This window comes from Chryseolinea sp. T2, from assembly GCF_037203685.1.
GTDB lineage: Bacteria > Bacteroidota > Bacteroidia > Cytophagales > Cyclobacteriaceae > Chryseolinea.
Map to the genome: position 1 here is coordinate 43,387 of NZ_JBBCAU010000015.1, position 15,216 is coordinate 58,602.

Annotated in this window: 12 protein-coding genes; 3 read left to right on the plus strand and 9 right to left on the minus strand. The window is 47.9% G+C overall.

Annotated features, from left to right (window positions below):
- Nucleotides 1-11 precede the first annotated feature (11 nt).
- The 4 genes from WBG78_RS30020 to WBG78_RS30035 form a co-directional block, all read right to left on the minus strand.
- Nucleotides 12-1,661, minus strand: a complete 1,650-nt coding sequence (locus tag WBG78_RS30020; RefSeq protein ID WP_337330241.1) for a caspase family protein — start codon at nucleotides 1,659-1,661, stop codon at nucleotides 12-14.
- A 33-nt stretch (nucleotides 1,662-1,694) separates the two neighbouring features.
- Complete coding sequence (locus tag WBG78_RS30025) at nucleotides 1,695-2,588, minus strand: hypothetical protein (protein ID WP_337330242.1); 894 nt, start codon at nucleotides 2,586-2,588, stop codon at nucleotides 1,695-1,697.
- Nucleotides 2,589-2,767: 179 nt separating this feature from the next.
- Nucleotides 2,768-4,222 (minus strand): caspase family protein, encoded by a 1,455-nt coding sequence (locus tag WBG78_RS30030; RefSeq protein WP_337330243.1) that lies wholly within the window; start codon nucleotides 4,220-4,222, stop codon nucleotides 2,768-2,770.
- 519 nt (nucleotides 4,223-4,741) lie between these two features.
- Nucleotides 4,742-5,374 (minus strand): TetR/AcrR family transcriptional regulator, encoded by a 633-nt coding sequence (locus WBG78_RS30035; protein WP_337330244.1) that lies wholly within the window; start codon nucleotides 5,372-5,374, stop codon nucleotides 4,742-4,744.
- A 569-nt stretch (nucleotides 5,375-5,943) separates the two neighbouring features.
- Here WBG78_RS30035 and WBG78_RS30040 point away from each other — a divergent pair.
- Nucleotides 5,944-6,984 carry a sensor histidine kinase gene (locus WBG78_RS30040; RefSeq protein ID WP_337330245.1) on the plus strand — a complete coding sequence of 347 codons (1,041 nt, stop codon included), beginning with the start codon at nucleotides 5,944-5,946 and terminating at the stop codon, nucleotides 6,982-6,984.
- Nucleotides 6,985-7,212: 228 nt separating this feature from the next.
- On the plus strand, nucleotides 7,213-7,917 hold the full coding sequence (locus tag WBG78_RS30045; protein ID WP_337330246.1) for a LytR/AlgR family response regulator transcription factor: 705 nt from the start codon (nucleotides 7,213-7,215) through the stop codon (nucleotides 7,915-7,917).
- 268 nt (nucleotides 7,918-8,185) lie between these two features.
- Here the strand turns inward: WBG78_RS30045 and WBG78_RS30050 are convergent, their stop codons facing one another.
- Both WBG78_RS30050 and WBG78_RS30055 read right to left on the minus strand, forming a co-directional pair.
- The gene (locus WBG78_RS30050) at nucleotides 8,186-9,781 is read right to left on the minus strand and encodes an OmpA family protein (protein ID WP_337330247.1); all 1,596 of its coding nucleotides are present in this window, start codon (nucleotides 9,779-9,781) and stop codon (nucleotides 8,186-8,188) included.
- Between the two features lie 683 nt (nucleotides 9,782-10,464).
- Complete coding sequence (locus WBG78_RS30055; protein WP_337330248.1) at nucleotides 10,465-11,073, minus strand: DNA-3-methyladenine glycosylase; 609 nt, start codon at nucleotides 11,071-11,073, stop codon at nucleotides 10,465-10,467.
- Nucleotides 11,074-11,137: 64 nt separating this feature from the next.
- On the opposite strand from WBG78_RS30055, the gene WBG78_RS30060 reads away from it, so the two are divergent.
- The gene (locus WBG78_RS30060; RefSeq protein WP_337330249.1) at nucleotides 11,138-11,992 is read left to right on the plus strand and encodes a DUF2911 domain-containing protein; all 855 of its coding nucleotides are present in this window, start codon (nucleotides 11,138-11,140) and stop codon (nucleotides 11,990-11,992) included.
- Nucleotides 11,993-12,365: 373 nt separating this feature from the next.
- Here WBG78_RS30060 and WBG78_RS30065 read toward each other — a convergent pair whose 3' ends face one another.
- From WBG78_RS30065 to WBG78_RS30075, 3 genes are all read right to left on the minus strand, one after another.
- Nucleotides 12,366-12,695 (minus strand): hypothetical protein, encoded by a 330-nt coding sequence (locus tag WBG78_RS30065; protein WP_337330250.1) that lies wholly within the window; start codon nucleotides 12,693-12,695, stop codon nucleotides 12,366-12,368.
- A gap of 298 nt (nucleotides 12,696-12,993) precedes the next feature.
- The gene (locus WBG78_RS30070) at nucleotides 12,994-13,422 is read right to left on the minus strand and encodes a nuclear transport factor 2 family protein (protein WP_337330251.1); all 429 of its coding nucleotides are present in this window, start codon (nucleotides 13,420-13,422) and stop codon (nucleotides 12,994-12,996) included.
- Entirely contained in the window at nucleotides 13,419-15,128 is a 1,710-nt protein-coding gene (locus WBG78_RS30075; RefSeq protein ID WP_337330252.1) for a sodium:solute symporter, read from the minus strand. The genes WBG78_RS30070 and WBG78_RS30075 overlap by 4 nt, the downstream gene beginning before the upstream one ends.
- Nucleotides 15,129-15,216: the final 88 nt, after the last annotated feature.

Here is a 15,216-nt window from a genome sequence, read left to right on the forward strand (position 1 = left end):
CAAAACTACAACTACTGCGGAAACTTGAAATAAAACTCGCCAATGATATTCGAACTGTCCCAGGTATTTTGCTTGTTCGACGAAAGGCGCAGCACACTTTGTCTCACGTCTTTGAACACCTGCTCAATTGTAAGTCCTGGCTTCTTAACGGCTTTGATCAGCTCCTGCGTGTAGAGGCCGTTGCGTCCGGTGCCGTCGCTGGCAACTGAACCGGGTGCTGTGGCGTAGGCAATGAATGACCCTCGCGCACGACGCATCTCCCCTAACCCATCTTCACCCATCGATCGGTTGAGTGCAGGGAACGGATTGTTCCGGCATGCATCGAGTATCACAATGTTCATACGCGAATTGGAACGCTCCATATTCGCCAGCACCATTCGCTGAACAGGAAAACAATACCGCTGGATGTCGTCTTCGAATTCTACGATAGCGTCTACAGGCACTAAATAATTCTCGTCGTCGCGCTGCACGCCATGGCCGGCATAATAGAATAAAGATACCGTCTTGTCTTTTTCGCCGGCATCGACCTTCTCTTTGAAGCGGAGCATAGCGGCACGCATCTGTCCGTAAGTTGCATCGGTGAGTAACTGAACTTCAAAACCGGAACTCTGCAGCTCTTTGGCAAAGTCAGTAGCATCATTCACCGGATTCTTCAACACACCAATGTTCTTAGGATAGTTCGCGTTGCCGATCACCAATGCAAAACGCTTCTCGTCTTTATATAACTCAGCAATAGTGGGAAGAATTGCCTTCGTTTCAACGGCCTGGGTAGGCGTCGCATTTCCCGGTGTAGCGTTATCTGCTGTAGCAGTACCAGGTTTAGCTGAGTTTGCCCCTGCAACCTGCGATCCAACGGCTCCGCTAGTGGCCGCCGGGCTAAGTTCTTTTTTACCAGTTTCTGATTTAGCAGTCCCCGTTTTTCCACTCTCTGTTGTACCCGCCTCCGCACTCCGGGCCTTGTCATCGGCCTGCTTTTCATTGTTCTGTGCAACCGGAGGACTGGTAGTTACCGGTGCCTTGATGCCCTGCTTCTCCAATTTCTCTATCTCACGTTTTGCATCCGCATGGTTTGGCTGCAATGCTGTTAATGTCTTGAGATCGAGATAAGCCATTGGCAAATTGTTCATCTTTAAATGCAACTGGCTCCTCTCCCACAACAGTTTTGCCTTGCTTTCCTTATTATCACCCAGGTCGCGCACAGCGTAGTTGTAGGCATTGAGGCTCTCAGTGAGACTGTTCGTCTTGTCGTACGCCTTTGCCATGAACCAGTAGATGTTGCCCTTGTTCTGATGATCCAGCAACAGCGTCTCCTGGAAGTCACCTATTGCCTCTTTGTACTGATTCGTCTTGTAGTAAGATAGCGCACGCAAGTAGAACACATCAACGTCCAGTGCCTTATCGCGCGTACCTTTGGTGAGGTATTCCGAAAAGTTTTTAATCGCTTCAGTGTACTTTCCTGACGTGTAGGCGTCGTGCCCTTTTTCATACAACTTAAACTGTGCCGTTGCGACAGACGCGTACAGCAGACACAGCAACATCAATATGGAACGCACAAAACTCATAGCAATAGCACTGGGGTGCCGTGATTGAATAAGCGCAGAATGATCTGATATAAATCCGGTAATCATCGGCGAGGCCTGGGGCACGCCGTCCGAACTCACGCAACACAAGTTACGAATAAAGGAACTCACGAATCAGAAATTGTAAGACGCTCCAAACTGCACACCAATCGAAGGGAAACCCTTTTTCAGCATGGGATACTTTTCAATGTCGCCACTTGTAATCATGGTTTGAAGATTGTTTTTGCTCCCCTCCTTATTGTAGTATTCGGTGCTTACATAGGTGATCGGGAATGTATACCCCAGTGCTACCTGAATGAAAGCCGAGAATTTCCGAGTTGGGAAAAGCTCTATGCCCGGACCAATGTAAATTCCTCCCGTCACTTTAGACTCTTCCTTCATGTCCTGTGATACATCGATGTTGTATGTATTCTTCACATACGTGTTGCCAGCCGTCCAGTCGAACTCGTCATAGATTATCCAATCGTCCGAATTCTCGATGTCGTCGTAGTTCACAAGGTAGGATGCTTTACCCTTCACTTCCGAGCGGCTGGAATAGGCGACAAACGGCTTCGCGAAAACATAAAAAGAGAATTTCGTATTGTCCTTTATAGGCACCGCGTTCAGCTTTAGATTCACGGCCAGCGAAGTGAGCGAAATGTCGCCGCCGGTGAAATCGATGTACAAGCCTTCATAATACGTACCCGTGTTGTCGGTAAACGGACCACCTATGAATGTATTCTTGTTACCTGCCTCTGTCACTGTCGGGTCGTAATCAAATTGCACGAATGAAAGTGACGGGCCAACCGAGAAGATCCGGTTTACGCGCTTCGTAAAGCCGGCCTCCAGATTGAAGCCTACGCTATAGTCGCCGATGTTTTTTCCCAGTGTAAAGGAAGGTCCTAATAATAAGTAGATGCCTTTGTCGCGTTCAATTCGCTCGCGCTTTACTATCGTTCCTTCATCCTGTGCACTCAGTGCCTGCGAAACAAACATGATTAAGCCAGCGAGAAAAAGTGGTTTTCTCATATAGACAATTGGGTAGGGTTAGTTCTATTGAACTCGAGTATACGTCAGGCAATCCGCGGGGTTGCATGTGCAACGCATAGACTGGGCGCAATCGACGCGTCTGCCTGGACAGGCCGTGTCCGGAAGACGCTTAACTGGGGTGCCTCTTCCGGACAGTCCTTAACGGCTGGCCTAACAGTTTAAAACTTAAAGTAAAACTCTCCGATGATGTTGGAGCTGTCCCATGTGTACTGCTTGTCGCCCGACAAGCGCATCACGTTCATCCGCACTTCTTTAAATACCTGCTCGATCGTTAAACCGGGCTTTCTCAATGCTTTCACGAGCTCCTGGGTATAGAGGCCGTTACGACCTGACCCGTCAGAGGCAACAGAACCGGGCGCTGTCGCATAAGCGATAAACGATCCCCTCGCTTTCTTCATTTCGCCAAGGCCACCGCCGATATCCCGAGTCGTAGCCGGGAAAGGATTGTTACGGCAGGCGTCTAATATCACGATATTCATCCGCGAGTTTGTGCGCTCCATGTTGGCAAGCACCATCCGCTGAACGGGGAAGCACATGCGCGTGATGTCGTCTTCAAATTTTACGTCGGCGTCGATGGGAACCAGGTAGTTTTCATCCTGATAAGCCACACCGTGGCCAGCATAGTAAAAGAGTCCGACGGTTTGGTCGCGCGGGCCGGCGGTAAGCTTCTCCTGAAACTTGCGCATGGCTTCACGCATCTGAACGTATGTAGCATTGGTGATCAACTGCACTTCAAAGTTCGAGCGGCGTAACTCTGTGGCCACGTCAGTCGCATCGTTCAGTGGATTCTTCAATACACCGACCTCCTTCGAATAGTTGCTGTTACCAATCACAAGAGCATAGCGCTTCTCATCTTTATATGTAGATGCGATGGCCGACACGAGCTCAGCATTCTGAGTAACGGGAGCAGCTGCAGTCTGCGACTGAGCTCCACCGGTCTGACCCGTCTTAGCATCAGGCTTGCCCGCATTAGGATTGCTTCGAACAATCACCTGGGTACCCTGAGTGCTCTTGTCCTCACCAGCCGTGCGTGTAGCCGTAGTGTTAGCGGGAGCCTGCTTTACAGCCGCTACAGCCGCACCACCAGTTACTCCATGAGCGGCAGCCGCTTTTTGAACATTAGGATCAAATTCGGCGGCGGCGGCAAGATCTGCATCGGCAGCGGTCTTCTGTCCATGGCGCAGATGATACTGAGCACGATCATAGTGGATCAGTGCAGTAGTCTTCTTATTGTTTTCGGCAGCCTTCAGCGCATCTTCATACGCCGACTCCGCCTCCTTGCTCTTATTCAATTTATCGTAGCAACGAGCCTGGTACCATTTGATCATACCTTTGTTGTACGCATCGAGCGACAACGATTGACTCAGGTCATCCAATGACTTGTTATACTCGCCAGTATGATAATAGGCCTGACCGCGATACAAGTAAAGGTCCTCATCGTAACGCTTATTATGATCAGGATTACTTAGGGTCGCACTGAACTGTGTGATCACGCCCTGGTAATCCTGGGCTTTAAATTTCGCAACGCCGGAGTCGAAGTCCTTCGAGTCCTGGGCTACAGTAAAGGTTGAAACCAGCAACAAAACGCTAAGGCTCAGCAACAGGTTTTTCATGGGTGTACAGGGGAAATCTTTTGTCAAAGATAATGATGTAATTATACGATAGATACCATGGAATCGTTTCCCTAAAATCGAAGCCGGGCGATATTTCAAAAAATGCTATTTTTGGGCCACACAAGGCATGCGAAGCATCTTTTTAGCCATTTTTCTTTTGTTCTTCCTGCTGCCTTCGTGCAGTCCGAAATCCAACTCCACCGCAACTGTCGTTAAGCCAAAATACCACCATAGATGGTATGATCGCAAGAAGGACAGGAAGAAGGCCAGAACAAAGCAATTAAGAATTAAGAATTAAGAATTATGAATTGCTTCGCGTGCGGGCTGCCAGTTCGGAGCCAGGGTCTCTGGCGCGACAGTTAATTAATTGAATACAAGGGCATTAGTGGCGGTCCGTTCAACTCGAAATTAAGAAATAAGAATTATGAATTAGCGGTCAGCCTGGCGACTGATTGCCCGTCACGACCTCCGGTCGTGGCTGCTAATTCTTAACTCTTAATTCTTAATTCTTAATTCCCTCTAGTTCTGCAGCCCCTTCAACAGCATCTCCACGTTCCGCCTATAGTACATCTTAAGTGGCGTCATATGGTTCGTGTGGGCGATGACGATTCCACCCATGAAGGTGGCCAGAAGCAGGTGCGTTATATCGCGGGTGTTTGTAGAGCGCGTGATCTCCTTGCGGAAGATGGCCTCCAGCACAAACTTTTCAACCATCTGATCGAGCGAAAGGAGCTCAATGGTCGAGATGTTGTTGATTTCCGGGAAGAGCAGTTTTTTCTCTTCGATCTTAATAGGAAATGGCTTTGGTGACCGGCGCATATCCGACAGGTAGCCAAGCACAGCCAGCATGAGGCCTGGGTGCTCTTCCGAAGTGTCGCCGAGTTTGTCGAACAGGTAGATCAACCCCGACGCACCTTCCCTTGGCCTCTGGGCCAGCTCCACACAGCGCGACATGCACCAAATGCGGAAATAGTACAGCAGGATGTCTTCCTTCTGCGGAAAGTATTTAAACAGTGTTACTTTAGAAATCTTAGCCCGCGCACAGATATCATCGACGTATAAGTCTTCGAACGATTTTTTTCCGATCAACTTCAGCGTCTGATCCAACACGTGAACTTTCAAGCGGGCCGCCTTCTCTTTGCGTAGGCTCATGAAAGTAAATCAAATTTCGAGAGGGGAAGTACCGGCTTTAGAGGCAATTAACCAATACCGGGCAGGGTGAATTGACGTGAGACACTATGACCTGCTGATGGAGCGGATACCCGTCTGCCGGCCGGCTCACCGAAGTGGCAATAGCAGCTGCCCCAAACACCGCAAATGCAGTAGTAAACCGCCGCTGAGGCAATGATTACTCCCAAAATGAGTAAAAAGGACCGACGCATGAGTACGGTTTGCATAACCGAATGTACGCAGACAGCACAAGCAAAAATCTCCCTCCCGACAGATGCCGGCAATCGATGCACATCTTACCGCCTTAACATGTCGAATGAGGTTAGTCCGGTACAAAAGAGCGTAGGTCTGGCTGAAAGTGTTGTGCGTGTCTGAAAGATCATCAGCAGGAAAGATTGTGGTACCTTGCCGGAATTAAGAATTAAGAATTAAGAGTTAAGAATTAGCAGTCAGCCTTGCGGCTGGTTGCTCGTCACGACCCTAGGTCGTGGTAGCTAATTCATAATTCTTAATTCCTAATTCTTGATTTTCATTTCAAACTGTGACGCACTTTGCTTAAACGCAAATTCGATTGGTTATTCGGCAACCGGGTTCTACAGCACATCCTGTTTTGGGTGGCGCACCTTGTGTTCTATGCGATCCTGTATGGAAGCTTTGAAGAGAACTACCGGCAAACGTTTCTTCAGGAGTTTATCTATTTGCCAGTCAAAATCATCTTCACCTATTACACTCTTTACTTTCTTCTTCCAAGGTATTTGCTGCCTGGAAAATACGGAGCGTTCTTCGCCTGGCTAACTGTGGCATCATTCATCGCGGGGATAGCGCAGAGATATATCGCCTTCAACTTCGATTATCCCCTCTACTTTCCCCTGGGTTTACAGGATCCCTTCTTTTATCTGCCCAAGATCATCAAGATGTTCGTGGCCATTTATCCTGTCACCTTCTTCGCGGTTGCCATTAAGCTTTTGAAATACTGGTATATAAATCAGCAGGAACAGCAGGTACTTGCACAGGAAAAGTTACAGGCCGAACTCAAGTTCTTAAAGACGCAGATCCATCCACACTTTTTGTTCAACACGCTGAACAACCTGTACGCACTCACTTTGAAGTCATCGCCGAAAGCGCCCGAGATGGTATTGAAGTTATCGGAACTGATCAACTACATGCTCTACGAGTGTACCAGCGATGAAGTGTTGTTATCCAAAGAGGTAAAGTTCATCCGTAACTATATCGACATCGAGAAGATGCGTTATGGTGACAACCTGGATGTCGACATTCGCGTTCGTGGAGAAACGCACGACCGGAAGATCCCCGCGCTCATACTTCTCCCCTTTGTTGAGAACTGTTTCAAGCACGGTGCCAGTGAAACACTTCAGTTGTCGTGGGTGAAGATCACGATCGACAATCAACCAAATCTCATCGTGATTAAAGTTGAGAACAACAAGAACGGTGAGAATGCCGTTCAAAAGAAAGAAGGAATCGGAATTCAGAACGTTAAGCGCCGCCTCGACCTGCTGTACAACGGCAAGCACGAGCTGAAGATCATTAATGGGAAGGAAACGTTTCTCGTTATTCTGACGATTCAAACGTAGAAATAGAGTTAGTCCTGAGTTCTGAGTCCTTAGTCCTGAGTTTGGTAAATAGTATTTTGAGACACCAGTGGAATCAGAGTGAGTAACAGTGTGAGAGTGAATAAATCAGAGTGAGGAACAGTGTGAGAGCGATGAAGAAGAATCAAGGGCTAGGAACCAAGTACTAAGAACTACTAATTACTCAAGACCAATACTCAGGACTAACGACTCAGGACTAACGACTACTCCATGACTTGCATAATTGTCGACGACGAACCACTCGCTATAGAAATCGTTGAAGCTTACCTGGAAAAGATTGACCAACTCAAGCTGCTGGGCAAGTTCCGGAATGCGATCGAGGCCTTTGCCTTTCTGCAAGACCATGCCGTTGATCTCATCTTCCTCGACATACAGATGCCAAAGCTGTCGGGACTCGATTTTATAAAGACGCTGAAGAATCCTCCCAAGGTAATATTCACCACCGCCTATCGCGACTATGCTATCGAAGGATTTGACCTGGAAGTGGTCGATTATCTGCTGAAGCCCATTCCTTTCGACCGGTTCCTGAAGGCCGTGGCAAAGGTGCTTCATCAACCAACGGCACCCCTGGCTGCCGCCAAAGCAGATGGTACCGGCGACGACTACGTCTACTTTAAAGTCGACAAAAGAATGGTGAAGACTCGTATGACTGACGTGCTTTATATCGAAAGCGTAAAAGACTACGTGAAGGTCCGCACGGCCGACAAAGAAATCATCACCCAGCAAAAGATCAGCTACCTCGAAGAAAGCCTGCCACGACCACAGTTCCTTCGCATACATCGCTCCTTCATTATCAACGTAGAAAAGATCGATGCTTACTCTGCAACTGATGTGGAGATCGGGAAGTTTAGTGTTCCCATCGGCAGGAACTACAAGAATGATGTGATGAAGGCGTTAGGGAAAAACGTGTTCTAATTGACAATTGATAATTGATAATTGATAATTTTGGAGGCCCTTTCGGGCCTTTTTTTTATACAGCTCTGTTCCGGGATTAGCAAGCAGCGTCAGGAGGCAGCGATGGAATGTGGCGGCTGATATCAGTCTGTTCATGAAGCTACCAGGCAGCAACCATCCGGCTACTTTAATGCCGATATGACAAAAGTATACAGCCGATATAAAAAACAAGAGGGCCACATGGCCCTCTCCAAAATTATCAATTATCAATTGTCAATTATCAATTGTTTTAGGACTTCTTAATCACAAACTCCACCCTCCTGTTTAGCTTGCGCGTCTCCTCATCCTCATTGCTCGCTATCGGCTTCGCGCCACCATAGCCCTTACCCGTGATTCGCTTGTATTCAACTCCCCTGCCCACGAGGTATTCCTTCACTTTCTCAACCCTTGCCTGCGACAGCTTCACGTTCTGAGCGGGGATACCACGGTTATCAGTATGACCGGCAAGTTCGATCTTAACATTTGGATTGGCTTTCAGGAAAGATACAACCAGGTCCAGCTCCGGATATGATGTCGGCAGCAACACGGTCTTACCCTGCTCGAACAAAACATCCTTAAGGTTAACAGTCGTTCCTACTTCGATTGGCTGCAATCTGAAGTTCATTTCGAGATCATTCAATTCATAAGTATGAATATCCAGCTTCTCCATTGTACTCACATACCCCTTTGCTTCGATGCGGACGGTGTAATCATCCGTGCTGGGTATCGTGATTGAAAAACCGTTATCGGTTGATGCCTGAGCGTTTTGATTATTGGTCGGCGCTGCAAATAATAACGTGGCGGCTATTGCTTCGCCGGTCTTTGCATTGGTGATCTTTCCATGGACGCGAACGTTCTTGCCATCCGCAGGTGCCCGCGGTACTTCCACTACCCTGCTCACCGTATCGCGTGCCACAGGTGGCATCTCAACATAGATCACACTGTCCTTTTTATCCTGCTGATAGGGTTCATCAAGTATCGAAATTCTGATGTCTCCATATCCATCGCTGTTCTTCGTTGAAGTATAGACCATAAAGCCCAACATCTCGTTAGAGCGGTAGTACATCTCACGTCCTTCAGTATTATATGCCGCACCCATATTCACCGGCACCGACCAATTCGTCCACGTGTCGTCCAGGCGGACCGACGAATAGATATCAAAACTGCCCTGCCCCTTTCTTCCATTGCTGGAGAAGTACAACGTCTTTCCATCAGCACTCATAGAAGGACTTAGCTCCTGAAACGGAGTATTGATCACACCTCCAAGGTTTTTCGCTTCAGACCACTTTCCATCACTGGTGCGCAATGAAACGTAGATATCTTCAACACCACGCGTGCCGTAGGTCTCGGCAGAGAACACGAAGGCGGCCCTGTTTGACGTAACGTGACCGGTAAGCGCACTGGCCTTATTTTGAAAATATGGGATCGAAATATTTTCGGGACGCGACCAGCTGTCGCCCGCACGATTCGAAACAGCAATACCCTGAGTACGCACGGGTCCATTGGTTGAATAGTGCCCCAGCAGAAACAACTGCGTGCCATCGGAAGACACACCCGCTACAGCATTAAATGATGCATCATTGATAAGAGTGCCACCATGAACCGGAGCATTCCATTGATTATTCTCTCCCATCGTCGATATCCATATGTCGCCCTGGTCTTTCTTGCCGCCGACATTCGATGGATGATTGGCGATGGTGACAAATAGCGTTCGTCCATCAGGACTGATCACCGGATTCAACTCATCGTACGGAGAGTTGACCTTGTCGAATGCGTTTTTAACCGGACGCTGCGCGAGTAAGGGTTGAAAAAGTATCAGCAACCCAAGAATAAAGTATAGTCTCATGTGCCGCAAATATAATCACCACGGTGGGAAGATCGCAAGGGGCGGTGGCCGTGTTGGGGAGAATGCAGGTTGCGCGACTGGATTTTACCAACGTGTGCGGCTGATAGTGGGTGCTCGCTCAGCAAACTCGTTACTCGTGATACATTGTGAAGGTATCTGAGGTAAAATAAGGTCGCGCAACCTGCATTCTCCCCAACACGGCCACCTTATTACGCTATCATTACCGTGATGATTGATATTCACGTGCTCTGAGCACAGGGAGAAGAGACCCAGGAAAGGCGGCAGAGATGATAAGGTCGAGCAAAACTGCATTCTCCCCAACACGGCCACCTTATTACGCTATCATTACCGTGATGATTGATATTCACGTGCTCTGAGCACAGGGAGAAGAGACCCCGGAAAGGCGGCAGAGATGATAAGGTCGAGCAAAACTGCATCCTCCCCAACACGGCCACCTTATTACGCTATCATTACCGTGATGATTGATATTCACGTACTCTGAGCACAGGGAGAAGAGACCCGGAAAGGCGACAGAGATGATAAGGTCGAGCAAACCTGCATTCTCCCCAACACGGCCACCTTATTACGCTATCATTACCGTGATGATTAATATTCACGTGCTCTGAGCACAGGAAGAAGGAACCCCGGAAATGCGGCAGAGATGAAAACGTGATGTGGTCATTCTACGACCGCTTCGCGCTTACCCACAAGTTTCCTTTAATGTAAAAGCGCCAGGGCAGCAATGCATCTTCGCCGGCGTAGTCGATGCCGATTCGTGGTGTGGCTACAATTTTTGCAGCAGGGACTTTCACGTCGTTGTCGGCGATCCAGACGTCTTCATCCATTAATGATTTTCCATTCCATTGACGATCGATACCGAGCGCCCGGGTAAGCTTTCCCGGGCCTGAGGTAAGATGAAATCGGTTGGCAAGCTTACCCCTACGTGATTCCATTGCTTCGACTCCGGTGTGCGGTTCAAGTGCACGTACCAGGATGGCATCTGCGGTATGAACACCGTTAGTAACCACATTGAACAGATAGTGAATCCCGTAGCACATGTACACATAAGCATGACCGCCCGGTCCAAACATCACAGCGTTGCGCGCAGTTTTGCGATTATCGTAAGCATGGCATCCACGTTCCTTCCATGAGTATGCTTCGGTTTCCACGATCATGCCTCCTGTAACGACACCATCGATCTGTGTATAAAGTGATTTGCCCAGCAATTCTCTTGCGATTCTGACGACGTTCGTCCTATCGTAAAAGCTTTCCGGCAGCTTCTGACCGTTCATGCGCGATGATTTGATAGTTTCATTACTTTTGGCCCGGGTAAAACAACTAAAAATACATACCACCATGAAAAAAATGTTCCTGTTTGCTGCGATTGTTGGATATTCCTTCGTCGCGCAGGCACAAGTTCAGGCACCGGCGCCAAGCCCTGCCGGATCTGTAAGCAGCGTTGTCGGTCTCACAGACGTAAAGATTGACTACTCGAGACCGAAAATGAAAGGCCGTAAAATCTTTGGAGCGGAACCAACGGTACTGGTACCGTACGGAAAGATCTGGCGCACAGGTGCCAACAACGGAACCAGAATAACTTTCTCCGACGACGTTAAAGTAGAAGGCGTTGCTGTACCAAAAGGCACCTACCTCTTATTGAGCTGGCCTGGTGCGACTGAATGGACCATCGCCTTGAACAAAGACCTCGCTCTCGGTGGTGGCGTTGACCAATACGATGCATCAAAAGATGCTGCCAAGTTCAAGGTGAAATCTGAAAAACTCACTGAAAAGGTGGAGACACTTACCTTTAACATTTCCGACATCGCCGACGACAGCAAGTCTGGTAAGGTTCAGCTTGCCTGGGAAAACACTTCAGTGAAGTTCACCATCGGCACGGACTACGATGCGAAAGTAATGGAGTCGATCGCTAAGGCCACAACTGTAGATCCCTACAACTACTTCGTTGCTGCCACCTATTACATCGACAACAACAAAGATCCCAAGCAGGCTCTTGAGTGGGTTAACAAGGCAGTAGCGGCAAATCCAAATCCTCCGTACTGGATGCTTTATCAGAAAGCAAGAATCCAGAAAGCAAATGGTGATAAGTCTGGTGCTATCGCTACGGCAAATGCTTCTCTCGAAGCTGCGAAGAAAGGAAACAACGTTGATTACCAGCGCATGAACGAAGACCTGATCAAGTCTTTGAAATAAAACATAAGTGCAAAGGGATAGCAAATGCTGTCCTTTTGCGCTGCTACAGATATCATGGAGTAAAGACACCACAGGCATTACAACCGGTACCATCTTCTTACAACAGATATCAAACAAAAAGACCACCGCTATCCACGGTGGTCTTTTTTCGTTGAGACAAAAACAGAAGGACCTACTTATATTTGTCGGCCTTCTTCGCTTTCTTCTCCGCACGCTTTTCCTTTAATGACTTTGCTGCGGGTTTCTTCGTCTCCTTTTTGGTGTCCATTCCTTTTGACATATCCAATAAGCTTTAGTGCATGTTCAAATTTAACGAAAGAAATATTTCAATAAATGCAACGCGTGCAAAATATTGATTGCGCTTCCTCAGACGCTAGAAAATATAGCGCTTAAGTATTTTCTCGATATCGTTAAAGAAGAGTTCGTCCTGACCATCCGCGAGGGTAGCCGACCCTGTTTCGCGCAGGAAGGACAGAATAGGTTCATAGTGCTGAACATCCAGAGAGCTCTGGAGCAATTCTTTAAGTTCCTTACGGAGGAACTCAAGCTTCACATTCGGCAACTCACGTACGTTGTAATTCTCAAATATGAACTCTTTCAGGTAACGCTCATCAAGAAAATCTTTAACGAGATCGTCTCTTAACTTACGAATAAGCTCGACGTCGCTGTCCTGGGTCCACTGCTGATTCTTGATCAATTCCATAAGGTTGAGGATCTGGGTAAGTTTAACCTTTACAAACGAAAAGATAAGGATATTTTGTCCACTTCCTCAAAACTGTAATCGTAGTCAGGAAAGATTTTTGTTTTCAATATGGGAGACGAAGTTGTAAACGCGGGGACTATTGCCGGGCAGAAAAAGCTCAGCACATCAATGTGCAGGACATGTCTCCCGACAGAAACGCCGCAAACTTACTTGCGGTAGAACTTTATATAACGCTGATCTTCTTGCGCTTATAATGTGTTATTTCAGGGCCTGACGGCAACTGATTTCCGGGATATTCTCAGAGCTTGTAAGCCTGGCGGGCGATTAGTTTCCACTCCCCTTTCTGCTTTTGAAACACCAGTAACACGCCAATATTAACAGTGGCAGGCACGCCATCATTTGCTGTGTCGCCGGTAATTTTATGTCTGACAACGGCGTTAGGCCCGGTAATTTTCACCGTCACGTCCGGATATTCGATCTTCTTAAACTCAAACTTCCGATTGGCAATGTTGTTAACGAACGAAGCTTTGTCTTCAAGCAAACCCGATGAGTGAACATAGACAAGTTCAGGTGCTGCAATCTTTTCCAGCGTAGCTCTGTCAGCATTCATCATGGCCTGCCTGAAAGACTCTACAATTGCAAGAACTTCCTTTTCATCTTTTGATTGTGCATTCATAGTCGTGTTGATAACAAGCAAACATGCGAACAAAGTTAAGATGGTCTTCATAATCCAGCGGTATTTTTTTGGTTTGATCTGTTGATAATCGATTGAATAAAGAGCGCCAGAACGATCACGACGCAACATCCGATCAGATTATATTGCAGGAACGCAATATCGGTAAACTTATAACAATAAAGCACGACCGATTCACTGATGATCGCCGCCCAAAACACCGCTGTGCCGCGCACATACTTGATGTAAAAAGCGGTCAGGAATATGCCCAGCAGTGTTCCGTAAAACAATGAACCAACGATGTTTACGTATTGAATAAGATTCTCAGAGAAACGGGCAAGCATGGCAAACACCATGGCAATGATGGCCCATCCGAGCGTCATCCACTGAGACGCCTTCACATAATGCTCAGGCGAAGCATCCTTATTGATTCCTCTTTTGTAAATGTCGACGCACGAGGTTGAAGCAAGCGCATTCAGTTCACCCGCCATCGACGACATTGCCGCGGAAAACATCACGGCCAGCAGCAGCCCGATGATACCGTGCGGCAGATTAGAAAGAACGAAATTCAGGAATATGTAGTCCGTATCATTCTCTTTGGCATTAGGTATTGCCTTCTTTATTGTTGTCTTCACGGAATCCCGTACCGACCTTTCTTTCGCCTCCCACTGCTGAACATCGAGCTTCGCTTTCTCGATCTGCCCAGCATCGTCCTGCTTAACGGCGCTCAGCAACCTGTCGACGGCCTTACGCTTTTCACTATAGACACCGTTGTATTCATCGCCGAGCTCATTCAACACGGCAGCCTGATCGGTGGCCATAGCACGTGAGCTCAGCACCTGATTATGAAATACGGGCGCCTGATTGAACAGATAAAAAACGTAAACCATCACTCCGATAAACAGGATGATGAACTGCATGGGTATCTTCAGCAATCCATTAAAGATGAGGCCGAGCTTGCTTTCCTTTTCCGATGTTCCGCCGAGGTATCGCGCTACCTGTGATTGATCTGTCCCGAAGTAAGACAATGAAAGAAACGTACCAGCAATGAGACCAGACCAGATGTTATAGCGCGTCTCCAGATCGAACTCGTAGCTAACGAGATTAAACTTTCCAAGCTGACCAGCAATTGCAACGGAGTCGCTAAACGAAACGTTATCAGGAAGCAGACTGAATGCCAGCACACCGGCAAGAATCATTCCTCCCATGATCACCGCCATCTGATATCTCTGTGTTAAACTCACGGCGCGTGAACCACCGGAGACCACGTAAATGATCACCATCACTCCGATCATAACAGTAGTGAGTGTCAGCGGCCATCCCAGAATTGTTGAGAGAACCAGGGAAGGTGCAAACAGAGTGATGCCGGCGGAAAGTCCGCGGAGCATCAGGAAGAGGATTACGGCAAGTATCCGCGTCTTGATGTCAAAACGGGTCTCCAGATACTCGTATGCCGTATAAACTTTCAGCCTGTAATAGATAGGTACCATAGTCACGGCGATGATCACCATGGCAATAGGCAAACCAAAGTAGAATTGAAGGAAGCGCATGCCATCGGTGATGGCCTGCCCCGGAGTGGAGAGGAAGGTAATGGCGCTTGCCTGCGTGGCCATGATCGAGATGCCGATCATCCACCACTTCATACTGCTGTCGCCTTTCAGGTAGCCTTCCATGGTCTTGGCGCCACGCGTACGAAGCGTGCCGTAGAGAACTATAAAAGCAAGCGTAGCGACCAGGACGAGCCAGTCAAGATAATTCATGCGAAGGAGGCGGTTATCCAGGAGTACAAAATAATCTGGAGCAACAGTACGACCAACACAAGCCAGTACCACGTACGCCAGGATTTAA

Coding starts and splice junctions, on each gene's coding strand:
- WBG78_RS30055 (WP_337330248.1), bottom strand. CDS start 11,073: ATGAACGGTCAGAAGCTGCCGGAAAGCTTTTACGATAGGACGAACGTC.
- WBG78_RS30030 (WP_337330243.1), bottom strand. CDS start 4,222: ATGAAAAACCTGTTGCTGAGCCTTAGCGTTTTGTTGCTGGTTTCAACC.
- WBG78_RS30025 (WP_337330242.1), bottom strand. CDS start 2,588: ATGAGAAAACCACTTTTTCTCGCTGGCTTAATCATGTTTGTTTCGCAG.
- WBG78_RS30075 (WP_337330252.1), bottom strand. CDS start 15,128: ATGAATTATCTTGACTGGCTCGTCCTGGTCGCTACGCTTGCTTTTATA.
- WBG78_RS30045 (WP_337330246.1), top strand. CDS start 7,213: ATGACTTGCATAATTGTCGACGACGAACCACTCGCTATAGAAATCGTT.
- WBG78_RS30035 (WP_337330244.1), bottom strand. CDS start 5,374: ATGAGCCTACGCAAAGAGAAGGCGGCCCGCTTGAAAGTTCACGTGTTG.
- WBG78_RS30065 (WP_337330250.1), bottom strand. CDS start 12,695: ATGGAATTGATCAAGAATCAGCAGTGGACCCAGGACAGCGACGTCGAG.
- WBG78_RS30070 (WP_337330251.1), bottom strand. CDS start 13,422: ATGAAGACCATCTTAACTTTGTTCGCATGTTTGCTTGTTATCAACACG.
- WBG78_RS30060 (WP_337330249.1), top strand. CDS start 11,138: ATGAAAAAAATGTTCCTGTTTGCTGCGATTGTTGGATATTCCTTCGTC.
- WBG78_RS30050 (WP_337330247.1), bottom strand. CDS start 9,781: ATGAGACTATACTTTATTCTTGGGTTGCTGATACTTTTTCAACCCTTA.